This window comes from Vibrio sp. Of7-15 (assembly GCF_022347565.1).
Lineage (GTDB): Bacteria > Pseudomonadota > Gammaproteobacteria > Enterobacterales > Vibrionaceae > NORP241.
Map to the genome: position 1 here is coordinate 20,893 of NZ_JAKRGH010000019.1, position 18,535 is coordinate 39,427.

At 42.8% G+C, this 18,535-nt stretch carries 12 protein-coding genes; 2 read left to right on the forward strand and 10 right to left on the reverse strand.

Features of this window, described 5'->3' with window-relative positions; all coding sequences use genetic code 11:
- Positions 1-340 precede the first annotated feature (340 nt).
- From MHO82_RS25885 to MHO82_RS17525, 10 genes are all read right to left on the reverse strand, one after another.
- Positions 341-2,239, reverse strand: a complete 1,899-nt coding sequence (locus MHO82_RS25885) for a sensor domain-containing diguanylate cyclase (RefSeq protein ID WP_239185826.1) — start codon at positions 2,237-2,239, stop codon at positions 341-343.
- Between the two features lie 176 nt (positions 2,240-2,415).
- Complete coding sequence (ilvN, locus tag MHO82_RS17485; protein ID WP_239185828.1) at positions 2,416-2,910, reverse strand: acetolactate synthase small subunit; 495 nt, start codon at positions 2,908-2,910, stop codon at positions 2,416-2,418.
- Between the two features lies 1 nt (position 2,911).
- The gene (locus tag MHO82_RS17490; RefSeq protein WP_239185830.1) at positions 2,912-4,630 is read right to left on the reverse strand and encodes an acetolactate synthase 3 large subunit; all 1,719 of its coding nucleotides are present in this window, start codon (positions 4,628-4,630) and stop codon (positions 2,912-2,914) included.
- Between the two features lie 468 nt (positions 4,631-5,098).
- On the reverse strand, positions 5,099-6,898 hold the full coding sequence (locus MHO82_RS17495; protein WP_239185832.1) for a long-chain fatty acid--CoA ligase: 1,800 nt from the start codon (positions 6,896-6,898) through the stop codon (positions 5,099-5,101).
- A 221-nt stretch (positions 6,899-7,119) separates the two neighbouring features.
- Complete coding sequence (gene leuO, locus MHO82_RS17500; protein WP_239185834.1) at positions 7,120-8,088, reverse strand: transcriptional regulator LeuO; 969 nt, start codon at positions 8,086-8,088, stop codon at positions 7,120-7,122.
- A gap of 399 nt (positions 8,089-8,487) precedes the next feature.
- On the reverse strand, positions 8,488-9,552 hold the full coding sequence (locus tag MHO82_RS17505; protein WP_239185836.1) for an MJ1255/VC2487 family glycosyltransferase: 1,065 nt from the start codon (positions 9,550-9,552) through the stop codon (positions 8,488-8,490).
- Positions 9,549-10,061 (reverse strand): phosphatase PAP2 family protein, encoded by a 513-nt coding sequence (locus MHO82_RS17510; RefSeq protein WP_239185838.1) that lies wholly within the window; start codon positions 10,059-10,061, stop codon positions 9,549-9,551. Before MHO82_RS17510 ends, MHO82_RS17505 begins: the two co-directional genes overlap by 4 nt.
- 170 nt (positions 10,062-10,231) lie before the next feature.
- On the reverse strand, positions 10,232-13,336 hold the full coding sequence (locus MHO82_RS17515; RefSeq protein ID WP_239185840.1) for an efflux RND transporter permease subunit: 3,105 nt from the start codon (positions 13,334-13,336) through the stop codon (positions 10,232-10,234).
- A complete protein-coding gene (locus MHO82_RS17520) occupies positions 13,333-14,652 on the reverse strand; it encodes an HlyD family secretion protein (protein ID WP_239186029.1) in 1,320 nt (439 codons plus the stop codon). Before MHO82_RS17520 ends, MHO82_RS17515 begins: the two co-directional genes overlap by 4 nt.
- A complete protein-coding gene (locus tag MHO82_RS17525; RefSeq protein WP_343299975.1) occupies positions 14,636-15,292 on the reverse strand; it encodes a TetR/AcrR family transcriptional regulator in 657 nt (218 codons plus the stop codon). The genes MHO82_RS17520 and MHO82_RS17525 overlap by 17 nt, the downstream gene beginning before the upstream one ends.
- A 474-nt stretch (positions 15,293-15,766) precedes the next feature.
- Between MHO82_RS17525 and leuA the strand changes: the two genes are divergently transcribed.
- Positions 15,767-17,317, forward strand: a complete 1,551-nt coding sequence (gene leuA, locus MHO82_RS17530) for a 2-isopropylmalate synthase (protein WP_239185842.1) — start codon at positions 15,767-15,769, stop codon at positions 17,315-17,317.
- An 83-nt stretch (positions 17,318-17,400) separates the two neighbouring features.
- The gene (gene leuB / locus MHO82_RS17535; protein WP_239185844.1) at positions 17,401-18,489 is read left to right on the forward strand and encodes a 3-isopropylmalate dehydrogenase; all 1,089 of its coding nucleotides are present in this window, start codon (positions 17,401-17,403) and stop codon (positions 18,487-18,489) included.
- The last annotated feature ends 46 nt before the right edge of the window (positions 18,490-18,535 follow it).

Consider the following 18,535-nt stretch of genomic DNA (forward strand, 5'->3'; position numbering starts at 1 on the left):
CCAAAAAATTCTCGGTGGTGAGTGTTAAGCAGTAAGACCAGCAATAAAAAGTATAGTGCACTTAACTTAAAGCCTAAAATAGCTAAACACCCCATTGTTAGTCTGACTAAAAAGTTGTTGAGCATTACGCCACCTCAACGTAAGTTTTAGTCCCTACCTTCCATTTTAGTTACTCATTACATAGCAAGCAATTACTCGCAATATGATGAGTCAACATCCTGTCTGGGGATACCATTACACAATCAAAAAGCACGACCCACGCCTTGCTTGCTTCACTGATCAGTGTAGCGTAAATTTTATCCAGCATTAGACTTTAGTCTAACAAGGCGTACTATCACCTCTACGCAATGTCATCATGGCTGTAGCATATAGAAATCCGATTTCGACCACCAGATTTGGAATCATAAAGCGCAACATCCGCTCGCTTGTATGCTTCTTCTGCCTGCTCTTTAATGTCTGTCACACCACCACTGATTGTTACTTCACATTCAGAGTAAGATGATACAGCGACTCGAAGTCGATTCAGGACCACCTCTGCTTCTACGGTCGTGGTATGGGGCATCAAAATCGCAAACTCTTCTCCACCTGTACGCGCAACAAAATCGGTATCCCGAGAACCGCTTTTCAGAATACTCGCAACATGCCGAATCACTCGATCCCCCACATCATGACCACGTTGATCATTAATACGTTTAAAATAATCAATATCCAAAATGGCAAGGCAGCTGAGATGCGTATCTGGATAGCGGTGCGTTAACTGAGCCTGCTCTTTGAGCTCAACATCAAATTTACGGCGATTCCAGCAATCGGTTAAAGAATCTTTCTCACTTAAATAACGAAGTCTTTTTTCTAGTTGTTTACGCTCACTAATGTCCACAAAAGAGGCGATGTAGTACTGAATTTGCTGACGACTATTTTTCACTGCTTGAATTCGCAATATTTCCGTCAACAACGACCCGTCTTTGCGTCGATTCTCAACCTCTCCTTCCCATACCCCTTCAGCTTTTAGTGCACTCCACATCTTTAAGTAGAACTCTTGGTTATGCTTCCCTGATCCTAAAATAGAAGGGGATTTTCCCAATACTTCGAGCGCGCTATAACCACTAATACGCGAGAATTCATCATTCACTTTAATAATACGATTATGTTTATCCGTGATCACCACCGCCGACATGCCTTCTAGGGCTGCTTTTGCCAGCTGACTTTCTAAGCTACTTTTTTTCATCTGCATGATCATCAACCCGCATGGAATCGCCACTAAAAGCAATACTAGTAATACAATAGAAGCCTGATGAATAACGGTTTTCAAAAGTAATTTCGCTTCCGCTTGCAGGTAACGCTGATCAATCGAGATCAATAAATAAAGTGGTGCACGCCCTTTATCTTTTGTTAAATAAAGAGCTTGGAAAGCAAACAAGGTATCGCCATCATAGTGACTGCCAACCTTTTTTGTGACCATTTCGGCCCATAGATCTGGATGAGTGGCAGGTAAATTAAATTCACCTCGACCTTGGATCAAATGGCCAAAAGTTTTTGACTGATCATGACCCACAATGTAATACCCATTGCTATCCACAAACTCTGGAATTAATTCTAAGCTTGGAGAAAAATTGAGAATAGAAGACATAAACCAAACATCAAGGTTAGCAATAAGGTAACCTTGTCTCTTTCCGCCAAACTCCACAGGGGTAATGACCCTCAATGCTGGTGTATAGGGCTGAATGATCTTTCCATGTTCTTGTTCTAAATCAACGCCAAACGAACCAATCACTTCCGCAGGTAAAGACTGCGCATACTTAAAATAATCACGATTGGCTTTATTTTGTAGCTCTTTTGCTGGGATAGCACTGCGTGTTTTGGGAAAATAATTAATTCGAACCTTCTCTTGACCGCTGATATCAAGAAACCGTAACTGAGAAAAAATTTGCTGATTAATAGCCACTGCCGACCACAGCTCTTCCACTTGCTGTTGGCTTACTTCACTTTCATTAATAATGAACTGATGCAAAATACTGCCATGCCCTAACAGTTGCACTGTCGAGCGGATCTGAGCAACAACAGAGCCAAGCTCTCTTTTGCTATAGGCTAATTGGCGTAAACCTTCTGTTTGAGAACGTTCTATTTGGCGGGAAAATTCAGAATTATATTTATCAAAAAAATACAGACTTGGGACTGTACCTAAAAATAAAAAAATAGCTGTTATGTAGCCGAGCGTTTTTATATATTTTTTTAGCCGCACTTCACAGCCCTTCAACGAATAACTGGGTGGTTATTATACAGTATAGAAATGTATTTTTTTTCACTCTTCCCTTCAAAAAATAAAAGCCCTGAGACATAACTCAGAGCTTTCAACATTGATAATTACGTTTATGTTACCAATCAATTGCCGCCTTTACAGTGAAGTTAACACTCACTTTATGGGCGTAACACACGCTCTCCACGTGCAATGCCAACGATCCCACTGCGCGCAACTTCAATAACATCCGTTACTTCCGCTATGGCAGTCAAAAATGCATCTAACTTTTCGCTGGTCCCCGTTAGTTGAACTGTATATTGAGCACTAGTGACATCAACAATTTGTCCTCGGAAAATATCGGCAGTGCGCTTCACCTCAGCACGTGCAAACCCGCTCGCTTTCAATTTCACCAGCATTAGCTCACGCTCAACATGATCGGTTTCTGTTACGTCTTGTACTTTAAGCACATCTACCAATTTATGCAGTTGCTTTTCTATCTGCTCAAGAACCATTTCATCACTGGCGGTGGTGATATTTAAACGCGATAATGTTGGATCATCTGTTGGTGATACCGTTAAGGACTCAATGTTGTAACCACGCTGAGAAAATAGACCAACAACACGAGATAAAGAGCCAGATTCGTTTTCTAATAATACTGAAATAATTCGACGCATCTTATGTTCTCTCCGTTTTGCTTAGCCACATTTTATCCATACTTTCACCTTTGATTTGCATTGGGTAAACGTGCTCTGTTTCATCCACATTTATATCTACAAACACAAGACGGTCTTTCATATCTAACGCTTTTTGTAACCCAGCTTCCAATTCTTCTGGGTTAGAAATACGAATACCCACATGACCATATGCCTCAGCAATCGCGGCAAAATCTGGTACCGAATCCATGTAAGAGTGCGAGTGACGGCCTTGATAAATCATATCCTGCCACTGTTTTACCATGCCTAAGAAACGGTTATTCAAGTTAATAATTTTCACTGGGATGTCGTATTGCAGAGCTGTTGATAGCTCCTGAATATTCATCTGGATGCTACCGTCTCCAGTGACACACACCACTTCTTCATCGGGCATGGCAAATTTAACCCCCATCGCAGCAGGTAAACCAAAGCCCATCGTGCCAAGTCCACCAGAGTTGATCCAGCGACGCGGTTTATCAAATGGGTAATACAGTGCCGCAAACATCTGATGCTGACCAACATCTGATGCGACATACGCATCACCATTAGTTAATTTATGTAAAGTTTCAATTACTTGCTGAGGCTTAATGCGGCCATTTGACTTATCATAACTTAGGCACTTTCGTGCGCGCCAGCTTGAAATTTCTTGCCACCACAACTCATTCGCTGTGGTATCGTTTGTACTGCCTTGTTCACCCAGCAACTTCAACATGCTGTCTAGTACCGTGTCCGCGGAACCTACAATTGGAATGTCGGCACGTACGGTTTTAGAAATGGACGATGGATCAATATCAATATGAAGCACCTTCGCATTTGGACAGTACTTCTCTAAGTTATTGGTTGTACGATCATCAAATCGAACCCCAATACCGAAGATAAGATCAGAATTATGCATGGTCATGTTGGCTTCGTATGTACCATGCATACCTAGCATACCTACGGAGTTTTTATGAGTACCAGGAAATGCTCCAAGCCCCATTAAGGTACTGACTACCGGGATATTTAAAGTCTCAGATAGTTTCAGTAACTGCTTATCACACTCAGAAATAATGGCACCACCACCCACGTACATTACTGGTTTTTTCGCGTCCAATAATGCTTTTAATGCTTTCTTAATCTGACCTTTATGGCCCGATGTAGTTGGGTTGTACGAACGCATTTTAATACTCTCTGGATAAGAGTATGGGTGTTTAACCGCAGGGTTTAGAATGTCTTTTGGTAAATCAACTACTACTGGGCCAGGACGACCACTGGAAGCAAGATAAAATGCTTTTTTGATAATTTCAGGAATGTCTTCCGTTTTTTGAACCAGGAAGCTGTGTTTTACAACAGGACGAGAAATACCCACCATGTCACACTCTTGGAACGCATCGTTACCAATTAAACTGCTTGGTACCTGACCAGACAACACCACCATAGGCGCTGAGTCCATGTACGCAGTTGCGATGCCTGTAATGGCATTAGTTGCACCAGGACCAGAGGTAACCAAAACCACCCCTACATCACCAGTAGCACGAGCATAACCATCAGCCATGTGAACCGCTGCTTGCTCATGACGAACTAAAACATGCTCAATATCGCTCTTTTCATGCAGAGCGTCATAAATATCAAGTACTGAACCACCAGGATATCCAAAGATATGATTAACCCCTTGATCAATAAGAGATCGTACAATCATATCCGCGCCGGATAACATTTCCATATTTGCCTCCAGGTCATTATGCATAGTTAGGGCTTATTTTTAGCCTAAACTGAAATTAATTATTGTTTCATGCTATGTCGGCTTGCTTTTGTCATAACAAAAACAAGTAACCTGCAACAACTGTAACGCTTTCCTAGCATTTAAGTCTATGCCCTAAATATGACAATTTACCGAATATAGCGACAATAAAAGAAAATACATTATTTTGATTCTATTTTATGAAGACATAATAGAACCTTTTACGTACTAACGAAGGTAATTCGATATAAAATAATGAAAGAATGGTTAAATTGTAGCGGAGTTTAGTATGAAAAATAGGTTATTTTCATGATTTCCGCTTTAAGAAGCCGTAAAAGCTAGCTTTCAGGATAGAAGTAGTAAGACAGAGGAAGCAATACAATTCAGATCAACAAACTGAGATCAAAAAAGGGAGCTAACACTCCCTTTTAACATTACAGCACGATAAATTTACTTTTTATCACTGTACATATCTTCAATTTCGTCTTGATAACGGTCATTAATCACTTTGCGACGCAGTTTTTGCGTTGGTGTTAATTCACCTTTGTCCATAGAAAAAGCTTTTGGCAACAAGGTGAACTTTTTCACTTGTTCAAAACGGGCTAACTCATTTTGCAGACCAGACACTCGCTTTTCAAACATCTCAACCACTTCACTGTGCTTAATCAGCTCAAGACGATCATGGTACTTGATGTTCAACTCTTTGGCGTACTCTTCTAGAGTATCAAAGCAAGGTACAATCAGGGCTGAAACGAATTTGCGAGTATCCGCAATTACCGCGATTTGCTCAATAAAGTGGTCTTTACCAATGGCCCCTTCGATCACTTGGGGAGCAATGTATTTACCCCCCGAAGTTTTCATCAGCTCTTTGATTCTATCGGTAATAAACAAGTTACCTTGCGCATCAAATTCACCCGCATCGCCTGTTTTTAAGAAGCCATCTTCGGTGAAGTTTTTCGCGGTTTCTTCCGGTTTTTTATAATAGCCTTTCATCACCATTGGGCCACGAACGAGGATTTCATTGTTCTCCCCGATTTTGACTTCTGCTCCCGGCATGGCTAACCCAATCGAATCAGGATTGAAACGACGATCATCCCAACAAGATACCGTTGCCGTGGTTTCCGTCATGCCATAACCCAGCTTCACGTTAATACCGATGGCATGGAAAAAGCGACCGATAGTTGCATCTAACTTTGCACCACCACATGGCATAAAGTTGATTTTCCCACCCAGTAAGGCACGTAACTTAGATAAAACCAGTTTATCTGCCAATTGATGACTTTTCTTCAGCATAAACGAAGGCTCACGTTGCTCTTGATGGCACACTGCCACCTTCGCACCCATATTTACTGCCCAAGTAAACAAGATCTTACGAATTAATGGTGCTTTAGAGACCTTTTCATGCACTGCAGAATAAATCTTCTCGTAAAAACGAGGAACCGCACTCATTACCGTTGGTTGGATATCAGCTAATGCCTCGCGCACCTGCATGGTATCTTGCAGGTAACAGTTTGTACCGCCCTTATGCAGAACATAAAAGGTCCATGCACGCTCAAATACATGAGAAAGTGGTAAGAAACACAAAGAAACATCATCTGCACTCAGAGCTAAGCGCTGATCATGGCCATGAAGCTGTGAGCTGATGTTGGTGTAATCCAGCATTACACCTTTTGGTTCACCTGTCGTGCCGGAAGTATAAATCAGCGTCAGTAAATCGCTCATTTGAGCATCGTTAATACGCTGTGTTAATTCCTGTTGCGCTGACGCCTCAGAAGCACTGATGAACTGCTGCCACGTACAACCAGCTTGATGATCTTTCAAATCAATCTCATCACTCATGGCAACAATATATTCTAGTTGGTCACAATCAGAAAACACTTCAGTTGCGGCGTCGTATTGCTCTTGCTCACCCACAAATAACACACGAATGTCGGCATCGTTAATAATGTAAGCCGCCTGTTTAGGGGTATTGGTTGGGTAAATTGGCACTACCACGCTGCGTATTTGCAATGTTGCAAAATCAGCCACCGTCCAACGCGGCATGTTATTTGAAAAAATACCGACCTTATCTTGTACCTTCAGACCGTGAGATAATAACGCCAAAGACAGTTCATTTATTTGTTCGCCAAACTGACGCCAGCTAATATCACACCACTTTCCTTCCACCTTATGGCGTAGCGCCACACGATCTGAGAGGTTAGAAATTTGGGTCTGAATTTGATTTACAATATGTAGGTCTTTTGCAGCCATAGTCACTCTTACCTTCTAGCTTACACCTGTAAGCTTATCTTGAGGGAGAGTGTACAAATGGTGGAAAAAAAGGCAACTGATTAAAGTCAAAAGTTTGTTAGCTGTTATTAATATTTCGATTTATAGCGCTAAGAAAACAAAAATCAATCCTCTATGATCAAAAAAACAGCCAACATAGTCGCTGGCTGTTTCATTGAGCAGTGGAGTGCTAAAAGGATCTGTTATTGTTTACGTGCCGCGGAGATCTCTTCACCACAAATCATCATTAACTGATCACGCATCCAAATGTGGCCTTTGTCTTTTTGAGACGAATCATGCCAGCTTAGGTAACCACTGATCATGTTGTCTTCAAAAGGCAGTTCTAGCACTTTAAACTGATCACGATTTGGCATGGAATCAACCAACCAACGTGGCGCAACAGTGATCAACTCAGATTGACCAACAACATAAAGAATGTTGCTTAAACTTGTGCCTTGGTACGCTTCTTTGTAATGCGCTTTACCATACACTTGCTCAGCAAAACTGCGCATGCCTTCCACTTTAGATAGCGTGGCGTGCTGCTCAGCCATGAACTGTTCTTCAGTCATTAACTGACCCAAACGAGGGTGAGTAGCTGAAGCGACAACCACTAGTTCATCGCTAAAAAGTTCGGTACTAGAAAAACCAGCTTCATCAAAACGTGCGTAGTCGATGACAAAATCAACGTCTTGATAACGCAGTTTTTGTGCTAATTTCGTGTCTGAATCACCATCTAATTTCAACTGAATAGACGGCGCTTGTTGTTGCACATCATGGATCACACGAGCAGCAAAACGCATGTCTGATGGGCTGCAAATCGCCAGTTTAAATGTACGATTTGATGTTTCTGGACAGAAGATAGAACTTGGAAGTTCATTCTTAACCAGTTGCAGTGCTTGGCGCAATGGACCAAACAATTGCTTAGCTCGTAATGTTGGCTGAATACCACGACCATGACGAATGAAAAGCTCGTCATTAAACATTACTTTTAAGCGTGCTACGGCATTACTTACCGCAGGTTGCGACATCCCTAGATTGTGAGCAGCGCGGGTAATATTTTGCTCTTGCATCACAGCGTCAAACACCGTTAACAAGTTTAAATCTACACCCCGTAAATTTGATTCCATTCGATAGCGTTCAACTGGTTGTGCAGAGTTTTCTCTACAAGTCATGATCAAGCCTCTTATAACCTTTGGTGAATATGTTCACCTATTTGTGATATTGAATTGTGTAAGGCAGTAACGCCTACGAATAGAAAACCTTATTATTTACCCGGTATATGTTTCCGGGCTTGGCTTCACTATCAATCAATAAAATTCAGAAGACTAGACCTGTTGAGAACAAATCATGTTAATTTATATAATAGGCATTTAAGTTCATTAAAAACAAAAGGTTGATGAAAATATAAATTTTTATAAATGGAGTTTAATAAAGTGTAAGTTATAAAAAAGTGAACTTCATAACAGAGACCTCTGCATTTAGAAACATAGTGTAACAAGGAAAATAGGCTTCACTAACGAATCAGGTAACAAATAATTCAGCCAATAAATATAACCACACCAAAACATTTCCTAAAATTGTTCTTCCGCCAATTCTAAGCAATGAACAGGATAATTCACTTCCTCCCATAACGTGCTCCATAATAAAGACAAGTCATCCCAGCGACCTTTTAACAACCATTTCACCAAATGGTTTGCCACGTCGGGGTAATCCACTTTTTCAATGGCCGGACTTTCTAACCAATCTCGAACAGCCTCTGAATCCAACCATTTCATAGTATGAGCCAGCCCTAAATAGTCGAGAGTAGCGACATTACTTTGTTGCTCAAATTGACCAGACAATGGCTTTAATAATAATTTTTTACCAAGAGATAATGCCTCCGATGGAAGCTCAAATCCGCCGTTTGCAATCACTCCCTGGCACACCTGTAAATCCGCCTGAAATCCAGATCGAGATAATGGTTTAAAACAGATATTTTCCACTTGATATGGGTGGCGAACATCAGGGTGATAACACACAAAAGGATGCAACGAAAAACGATTCAATAATCCTTCTACTTCTGAAAGTGCTTCAAAAGGCAAGTAGACCAATGAAAACTCGGAATTGGGTCGCTCATCCATAATGTGGGGTTCAATGATGGGCGGCAAAACAGGTTGGTCGAAATGATACCAATGCAAACCGATGTAATGCGTGGCGGGCGAGAAATATTTAATCAGGGTTTGATCCAGCCATGAATCGCCTTTTTTAGGCACGGAATAACGAAAAGCATTTTGATGGCTAACACCAATACAAGGTATCCCTTGCTTCTTCGCTGCCCACGCAGAGATCGGCTCAAAATCATTCAACACTAAATCGTACTCAGACAAATCAAGTTGCTGAATGTCTTTTTTACACTGCCATAGACTATTTTTCAGCACTGTTTTCAGATAACTCACTCGCCCTTTATTTACCTGAAACGTGAGCCCTCGTAGTGTTTTATAGTCCCCGAATGGCTCCATTGAAAAGTATTTATCTTGTTCACGACCCGTGAATAAAAAAGTCACGTCGACGTGGTGCTGCTTCAGCGCTTTTGCCATGGCCCTTGCTCTTGCGATATGACCATTTCCCGTTCCTTGTACCCCGTATAGTATTTTCATACCAAAACCTCTAAAGCTAATTGAGCTGAAAAAATTCCAAGTAGCATGCCTGCAGCAATATCACTTAAGAAATGCACGCCAAGTAACACCCGCGATAACCCAATTAACCCAGCCCAACACCACACAAACACAGAAAAAGAAGGAAAGAATTCGCTGATCAAATACGCCATCACAAACGCAGCGGCTGTGTGTCCAGAAGGTAAGCTGTATTGATCCGATGGTTTAATAAAGGATGGAAAATGCGAAGGCCGTTCTCGCTTAATGGTATTTTTTAAACACCAGTAAACGGGCAACTCAAATAAAAAAGCCAACAACCCTGTCGCCAGAAACAAACCTCCAATAACAGGGTCTAGCCACCATACCACTCCACCAACTAAAGCATACAAAGGGCCATCACCAGTACGGGAGATCACTCGACTGATTTTTGCCGTCTGATGATTAAACTTATGAGTTAAGCAGTAATGAGAAAATACAAAATCAAAACGTTGAAGAGAATCTAGAGCACGCATCACCATATCCTTTCATTTGCGGCTAACAAAACTAGCCTAGAAAAGCAAAATGACACTGTGGTGACGCTTGCTAGTCATAACGATGACAATATTAAAGAAATAGAAAAGACCGCTTAGCCTCACAAACCAAACTCTTCACATTCAATAGAAGATAAGCGGTATTCTTTTTATTAATGCAAAGACTGATGTTTTTTTACTACCCCAAAGTCAGCCAAAATCGCGTAAGCGGCTGGGATCATAAATAACACCAACAATGTGGAAGCAAATATGCCGAATACAATTGAGATTACCAAAGGCTTAATCACTTGTGCTTGCAGACTGGTTTCCAATAATAAAGGCAATAAACCGGCTGCTGTGGTTAAAGAGGTAATAAACACCGCCCTAAAACGTTCACGACTGGCCTTAACGACAGATTCGTGCACGGTATCACCATCATCTAAATGGTGTCGAATATATTGCACCAACAAAATAGAGTCATTCACCACAATACCAGCAAGAGATACAAAGCCCATGATACTCGGCATGCTTAACGGGTGGCCTAATAATAGATGCCCCCACATCACTCCAATTAATGCCAATGGGATCGCCAGCATCACAACAAACGGCTCGACATAACTGCGGAACTGGAAGCTTAAAATAACAAACACGCCAAACAAGCCCAGCATAAAACCAGTTCCCATCGAACTGCCCGTCTCAGCGGTGTCCTTTGACTCCCCTTCAAAATCAAACCGTAAGCCTGGGTATTTGCTTTTTAGCTCTGGGACAAGTGTTGTTTTTAAAGCACGAGTAATTTCACTGGAACTCACCTTACTCGCTTCCACATCACCAAAAACACTCAATGTACGCAAACCATTTATGCGCTGGATCCGCACATAATTACGCTGAAAGTCTAAACTGGCAACACTGGCCAATGGAATTTGGCTTCCATCCGGCATCATGATGGGAAAATTCGCCAATGTGTTGAGATCACTCGCTTGCTTCTTATCCAGCCGAACCTCTATCTCAATATTTTCACTGCCTACTTGGATTTCATCAGCCGTTTGCCCAAAGTACGCGCCGCGAAGTTGCGAGGCGATCATCTGACCATCCACACCAAAACTTTCCGCGCCCGGACGCAGCTTCACTAAAATCTCTTCTTTACCCAAACGCATATCATCTAACACGCCATACACACCATCAAATTCATTGAGGTATTGCTGGATCTCAAGGGAAGCGGCTTTGAGCTGAGTTAAGTCCTCATGTTGAATCCGTATTTCAATGGCGCGGCCACCCGGCCCCATCATGGGTTGTTTAAACACCATCGAGACGGGCTGAGCTAAATCCCCCACTTCTGCACGCCATGCCGCAATAAATTCATCAATATTACTGTTACGCTGCTCCGCTCCAAGAAGATCAAGGCGGATGGTTGCTAAATGAGGACCGGACTCATTGGCATCAGAATTAGCATTAAATTGACGAGTAATGTGCTCTACCAATGGTCGACCATTTTCCTGCTCATCACTCCACTTTTGATTTAATTTTTCCGCGGCCAATACAATATGATCCACCACTTGCTCTGTTTGCGTCAGTGATGATCCCGGTGGCAAAATAACGCGAGCTTCAGCAATGTCACCATCCAACTCAGGAAAACCAACAAACTTCAAAGCGCCTCCTGCCACCAAAGCAGCCGAAGCAAAAAGCAAGGCGATGACCCCACCTAAAAAAGCATAACGCCATGCCACGACGGCCTCTACCGCTACCACTAACTTCGTATTACGAAAGTGCTCAAAGCCATCTAATAAACGTTTTTTAAAACCTGCGACTTCTTTGTCTTTTTTCTGCTTATGAAGAGAGTGACTTAGATGGTTGGGTAAAATGAGAAACGCTTCAACCAGGCTCAACGACAACACCAAGATAAGAACCTGTGGCACCACTTTGAGCACGGCCCCCATTTCCCCTTCTAAAAAGAGCAAGCTGCCAAAAATACACACGGTGGTTAAAAAAGAAGACAAGACACCGGGAAACACTTTCCGAACCCCATTATAAACCGCGTCATCGACGTCTTCGCCCCGATCCAAATGAGAAGCGATGGACTCTGCGATCACAATGGCGTCATCCATCATGATCCCGATGGCCATTAATAGCCCCACCAAAGACATAATATTGATGGATAAGCCAAGATTGCCCATTAAAAACAGGCCACCTAAAAAAGCAACCGGCAAGCCCGCCGCAACCCAAAAGGAGTAACGCAAAGAGAAAAACAACCACATGGTAGCAAACACCAACGCAATTCCTTGCCAACCGTTACGCAGCATCATACTTAAACGATCCCACAACACAGAAGAGAGATCGTTGGTTAAATTTAACGTCACACCCGTTGGGGCAATTAAACGCTCATCATCCACAAAGCGCGCCACTTGATCTTTAATACGCAGGGCATCGTCCGCTTTGTTTTTGCTAATTTTTAACAGTGCCGATGGCTTACCATCAAACAGCACTTTTTGCTCATCCAACTCAAACCGATCCGTGATGGTGGCAATGTCTCCCAACCGCAATAACGATCCCGATGAATTAGCACCAATCACAATAGTTGCAAGCTCTTCAGGCGTGGTTTTACGTTCATCAAAACGAATCAAATAATTTTTACTGTCTGAATCAATATTACCGCTGGGTAACTTAATATTCTGACTCGCTAATTTATTCGCAATATCGTTGATGCTCAGCCCCAATTGGCGAAGAGCCACACTGTCAATTTCAACTCGGTACTGATGATCCGAAAAGCCACTGACTTCAACTAAGGAAACCCCATAATCCAGCTTTAGCTTACGTTTTAATTCTTCCGCATACAGTTTAAGCTCCGGCCATGTAGTGTCGGCGCTAATCGCCACATCCACCACAGGTTCATTCCAGTCCAGCTCCTGAACCACTGGTGATTCAATTTGCGATGGAAAATCATTTATGGCATTGATTTGGGTCTGAACGTCCACCAACATCCGTGAAATATCCGCTTTTTCATTCAGTTTTAAAACCAAACGTGCGGATCCTTCAATCGCTTCACACTGTGTCTCTTCAATATTAGATAACCCATCAATGGCGTCTTCCATTCGCATACAAATGCTTTCTTCCACCTCTTGTGGTGACGCTCCTGGGTAAACAACACCCGCCATAATATAAGGTGGGCTGAACTCTGGAAATGTCTCCCGTTTTAGGTTGGGCAAAGTCACCAAACCTAACAGAAGCAGTGCCAACATCAATAAGTTTGCCGCCGTCGGGTGGCGAGCAAAAAAACGGATCATGCCGACACCTCCACTACTTTCATTGCACTGGCTTCTTTCAGCTCCATGTTCTGAATCGCTGGCATTAAATCATTTATGATCAATTTACTGCCTTGCTCTAATTCACCATCAATAGCCACCTTGCCATCGTAACGAAACAGCACTTTAACCCTCTTAATGTCTAAGGTATTTTCTGGTGTCATGATATAGATCCGCTCGCCATGCAGTGCTTGCTCTGGAATCACCCAATGCGGATTTTCCTGCCCAATCAGCTTCGCTTCAACAAACATACCATTCACTAAAGGCGGTAAACTGCCCGGCTTTAATTTTGAATAATCTTGGCTGACTTCCAAAATCACACCAACGGTCGCTTGGTTAGGATCCACACTTTCACTGATCCGTGTTAGTGATGCTGGCCACTTCGCTAAAAAAGCACCGCTGCTTAATTCAATGGTGGCATTAAACCCAAGTTGCTCGACATTTATTCGGCCATCATCAGACGCTTTGTATTCCGCTAAACTGCTGATCAATGTTTGAAAATCATGAATAGAAAATTGAGCCTCTACTTCCATCGTTTCAATACCATGAGCAACCACCATGGTTTGCTGTAAATTCACGACCTGATTTTGCGCAATATCAATTTCTGAAATACGCGCATCAATAGGAAGGCGGATCGAAGTTTTGGCTAAAGATCGCTTGGCTTCCTCTACCCGTGATTCATTCACTTTAAGCTGTGCCTGAATCACCTTCTTTTCATCAGGCAATAAGATCAGCTGATTTTGTAGATCTTGAACAACTTTTTTCTGAGCCAATAAACTTTGATTCTGCTGATCCACATCAGACTGAGAAGTTAACCTCTTTTTCCGTAACTCTTGCTTTCTCTTTAATTCTTTATGACTGATCTCTAAGCGGTTTCTCTCAATTTTTAGCGTGCTTTTGATATTGCTCTGCTCAAGATCCAATTTGGCTAACTGGGCTTTCGTCGAACTTAAATCCGCCTGAGATTGGGCCAACTTCAATTCATAATCCAAAGGATCAATACGCAAGATCTCCGTACCCGCTAGCAATACACGACCCTTTTCTAACTCAGGGTGGCGATAGACAATTTTACCCGACACTTCAGCAATGGCTTTCCAATCAACTTTTGGAGCCACCTTGCCAAAGCCTGTGATCAGAGGTGAAAAACCCTGTAGATTCAGCGCCATCACCTCCACACTTTTCGCCCGATTTTCCGCAGGTTTAACCGGAACACTAGGGCGAAAATTAATGGCCAAAGCCAAAATAGCGATACCCGACGCTAAAGCCGGAAAGAAAAGAAATTTACGGTTCAATCGCATCATTAACTCCTTGTGAAGTCAGTAAGCTTTGGCTCAGTAAGCGAATATTGTGTTCAACCAGCTCGGTAAGAAAATCATCGTCGAGAGACAAACCATGCAAATCCAGCATGCTCTGCGGGACTAAAAAAGGAAACACCATTAAACTCATAAAAGACACCCGCGCCATATCTGGGTTTACGTCTTCGCGTAACACCCCTTTTTCTTTTAACTCTTTGAAAATATAGTCGTGCGCAGGCTTAACAATATCTAAAAAAATATTTTCCATCAGAATACGCTGAGTGTCCGTTGGCTCCATCATCATCAGCCGTATCAGCAGCTTAGGAAAGTTAGGGTTCGGTAACATCACCCGATAATAAGTGCGCATCAAATCCGTCAGACTTTGATGATCCGCTTTGGCAATCAACACCTGCATTTGCTCATGCATTGGCTCTAGTGTTTCCCGCACCATGGTTTCAAATAGCCCTTCTTTGTTACCAAAATAATATCGGATCATGGCAATATTCACGTCGGCTCTTTGCGCAATCATTCGCGTGGACACTTTGCTGTAAGGCAATGCTGTAAAAAGGGTTCTTGCATGGTGAAGCAACTTTTCTCGAGCATCAGATTTGCCCGCTGGTCGTCCTGATTTTTTACTCATCATTAACATTTTTATAATTCATCAACCGATTAATTATAGCGACGAGAACTAAGAAGCGAGAGAAAAGAAATTACACGCAATTTAATCAAATGATTAAATAATTATCTTATAAAGTTCAATTTAATCTCTGAATGCTCAAAAGATAATCCACGCTTTCATCCGTATTAATAAATAAAAATAACAAAAAACAGAACGAAAACCGGGTTGACGCCATGGTTGGAATAAGGTAGAAATTAAGTTAACTAAATTTGTGGAACATATTTCAAAATGAAAACTCGTTTCTTCGCACCACGTAAACTCCTCCTGATTATTACTCTCTTAGTAGAGGGATAACTCGCGGGCAGCTTATGGAAGAAACCACCACATAAGAATTCTAAAAACCCGCGCTAACAACGCGGGTTTTTTTGTACCAAAAGACAGTAAAACTAAAAAAACCAGCGCCAGCGGATAGCAAACCAACATAAAAAGGAAGCAGCAATGAAAGATCAGGTCATTATTTTCGACACCACATTACGCGACGGCGAACAGGCGCTATCGGCAAGCCTAACGGTGAAAGAAAAACTGCAAATTGCTTATGCGCTGGAACGCTTGGGTGTCGATGTTATCGAGGCTGGCTTCCCTGTGTCTTCTCCTGGCGATTTTGAATCCGTACAAACCATTGCTCAAAACATTAAAAACAGCCGTGTCTGTGCTCTATCACGTGCCGTTGCTAAAGACATTGATGTGGCAGCAGAGTCACTAAAAGTGGCAGAAGCATTCCGAATTCATACGTTCATTTCGACATCAACGGTTCACGTACAAGACAAGCTTCGCCGCAGCTACGAAGATGTGATCGACATGGGCGTCGCAGCAGTAAAACGCGCTCGTAAATACACTGATGACGTCGAGTTTTCATGTGAAGATGCTGGCCGTACCCCTATTGATAACCTATGCCGCATGGTAGAAGCCGCAATCGATGCTGGCGCAAACACCGTCAATATTCCAGATACGGTTGGCTACACCGTTCCAGGTGAATTCGGTGGCATTGTCGAAACTCTGTTCAACCGTGTTCCGAATATTGATAAAGCGATCATCTCAGTACACTGCCACGATGACTTAGGCATGTCGGTAGCCAACTCGATTGCTGCCGTTCAAGCAGGTGCTCGTCAGGTAGAAGGCACCATTAACGGTTTGGGAGAGCGTGCGGGGAACTGTGCGCTTGAAGAAATCGCCATGATCATCAAGACGCGTTCAGAGCTGTTAGGCGTTCACACCAACATCAAACACGAAGAGATTCACCGCACCAGCAAAATGGTCAGCCAGCTATGTAACATGCCGATCCAAGACAACAAAGCTGTTGTGGGAGCGAATGCCTTTAGCCACTCCTCCGGTATTCACCAAGATGGTGTATTAAAGAATAAAAACACCTACGAAATCATGACTCCAGAATCCATTGGTTTGAAAAACAAGGCGCTGAACCTAACCAGCCGCTCTGGTCGCGCTGCAGTGAAAAACCACATGGATGAAATGGGCTACCACGACGACGAATACAACCTAGACACCCTATACGCAGATTTCTTAAAACTGGCGGATCGTAAAGGACAAGTATTTGATTACGATTTAGAAGCATTAATGCATTTTGCCAACCTACGAGAAGAAGATGATTTCTACAAACTGAACTACCTAAGTGTTCAGTCTGGCAGTGTGATGGCGACAACCAGCATTAAATTGCAGTGTGGCGACGAAGAAAAATGCGAAGCTGCGGTGGGTAATGGCCCTGTCGATGCTCTATACCAATGTATTTACCGCCTAACAGGCTACGAAATCGTATTGGATAAATTCGATTTAACCGCCAAAGGGGAAGGTGAAGATGGTCTAGGCCAAGCGGATATCATCGCGAACTACAAAGGCCGTAAATACCACGGTACAGGTCTGGCGACGGATATTGTTGAAGCTTCTGGCCAAGCCCTGTTGCATGTTATCAATAGCATTCACCGCGCAGATCAAATTGCAGAAATAAAAGAATCAAAAAAGATACAAACCGTTTAATTGAGTCGGTTAGTATTTAATCAGAATCGAATGGCAGTGGTATGCCGCTGCCGAACCATACAGCTTTAGGAGTATAAAGAACCATGGCAGGTACATATAAGATCGCAGTTTTACCCGGTGACGGTATTGGTCCAGAAGTAATGGAACAAGCACATAAAGTATTGAGTGCTATTGAAGCAAAACACAACCTTACTTTTGAAAAACAGCAGTATGATGTTGGTGGTATTGCTATCGATAATCACGGCTGCCCGCTGCCAGAAAGCACAGTAAAAGGCTGTGAAGAATCTGATGCGATTCTATTTGGTTCTGTTGGTGGCCCGAAATGGGAACACTTACCACCAAACGATCAACCTGAACGTGGCGCCCTACTACCACTTCGTAAACACTTCCAACTGTTTTGTAACTTGCGCCCAGCTCAAATCCACTCTGGCCTAGAGAGCTTCTCTCCACTGCGTGCCGATATCTCTGAGCGTGGTTTTGATATTGTGGTTGTGCGAGAACTAACGGGCGGCATCTACTTCGGTCAACCAAAAGGACGTGAAGGTGAAGGACCACAAGAAAAAGCGTATGACACTGAAATTTATCACCGCTACGAAATCGAACGCATTGCTAAAATCGCCTTTGAGTCTGCTCGTCTTCGTAACAAAAATGTCTACTCCATTGATAAAGCCAACGTACTTCAAAGCTCCATTTTATGGCGCGAAGTGGTTGAAGAGGTCGCCAAAGAGTACCCAGATATCACTCTGAACCACATGTACATCGACAACGCGACCATGCAGTTGATCAAAGATCCATCTCAGTTTGATGTGATGCTATGTTCAAACATCTTTGGTGACATCATCTCAGATGAATGTGCCATGATCACAGGCTCTATGGGCATGCTGCCATCAGCAAGCTTAAACGAAAGCAAATTTGGCTTATACGAGCCAGCAGGTGGCTCAGCACCAGACATTGCTGGTAAAAACATTGCAAACCCTGTCGCTCAAATTTTATCGGCGGCTCTAATGCTGCGTTACAGCTTAGGTGAAGAAGAAGCGGCTCGTGATATTGAACGCGCAGTATCTCAGGCTCTAGAAGCTGGTGAACTAACAGCCGATCTAGCAGGCCAAGGCAAAGCACTGACTACCAGCGAAATGGGCGACAAGATCGCAGCGTATATTACCAATTCATAATAAAAACAGATTGAGTCGTACTGTTTGTTCAGCAGTACGACACGGA

Bases quoted from the DNA above. Each gene is read 5' to 3' on its own strand.
- ilvN (WP_239185828.1), bottom strand. From the start codon at position 2,910: ATGCGTCGAATTATTTCAGTATTATTAGAAAACGAATCTGGCTCTTTA.
- MHO82_RS17490 (WP_239185830.1), bottom strand. From the start codon at position 4,630: ATGGAAATGTTATCCGGCGCGGATATGATTGTACGATCTCTTATTGAT.
- MHO82_RS17495 (WP_239185832.1), bottom strand. From the start codon at position 6,898: ATGGCTGCAAAAGACCTACATATTGTAAATCAAATTCAGACCCAAATT.
- leuO (WP_239185834.1), bottom strand. From the start codon at position 8,088: ATGACTTGTAGAGAAAACTCTGCACAACCAGTTGAACGCTATCGAATG.
- MHO82_RS17505 (WP_239185836.1), bottom strand. From the start codon at position 9,552: ATGAAAATACTATACGGGGTACAAGGAACGGGAAATGGTCATATCGCA.
- MHO82_RS17510 (WP_239185838.1), bottom strand. From the start codon at position 10,061: ATGCGTGCTCTAGATTCTCTTCAACGTTTTGATTTTGTATTTTCTCAT.
- MHO82_RS17515 (WP_239185840.1), bottom strand. From the start codon at position 13,336: ATGATCCGTTTTTTTGCTCGCCACCCGACGGCGGCAAACTTATTGATG.
- MHO82_RS17520 (WP_239186029.1), bottom strand. From the start codon at position 14,652: ATGCGATTGAACCGTAAATTTCTTTTCTTTCCGGCTTTAGCGTCGGGT.
- MHO82_RS17525 (WP_343299975.1), bottom strand. From the start codon at position 15,292: ATGATGAGTAAAAAATCAGGACGACCAGCGGGCAAATCTGATGCTCGA.
- leuA (WP_239185842.1), top strand. From the start codon at position 15,767: ATGAAAGATCAGGTCATTATTTTCGACACCACATTACGCGACGGCGAA.
- leuB (WP_239185844.1), top strand. From the start codon at position 17,401: ATGGCAGGTACATATAAGATCGCAGTTTTACCCGGTGACGGTATTGGT.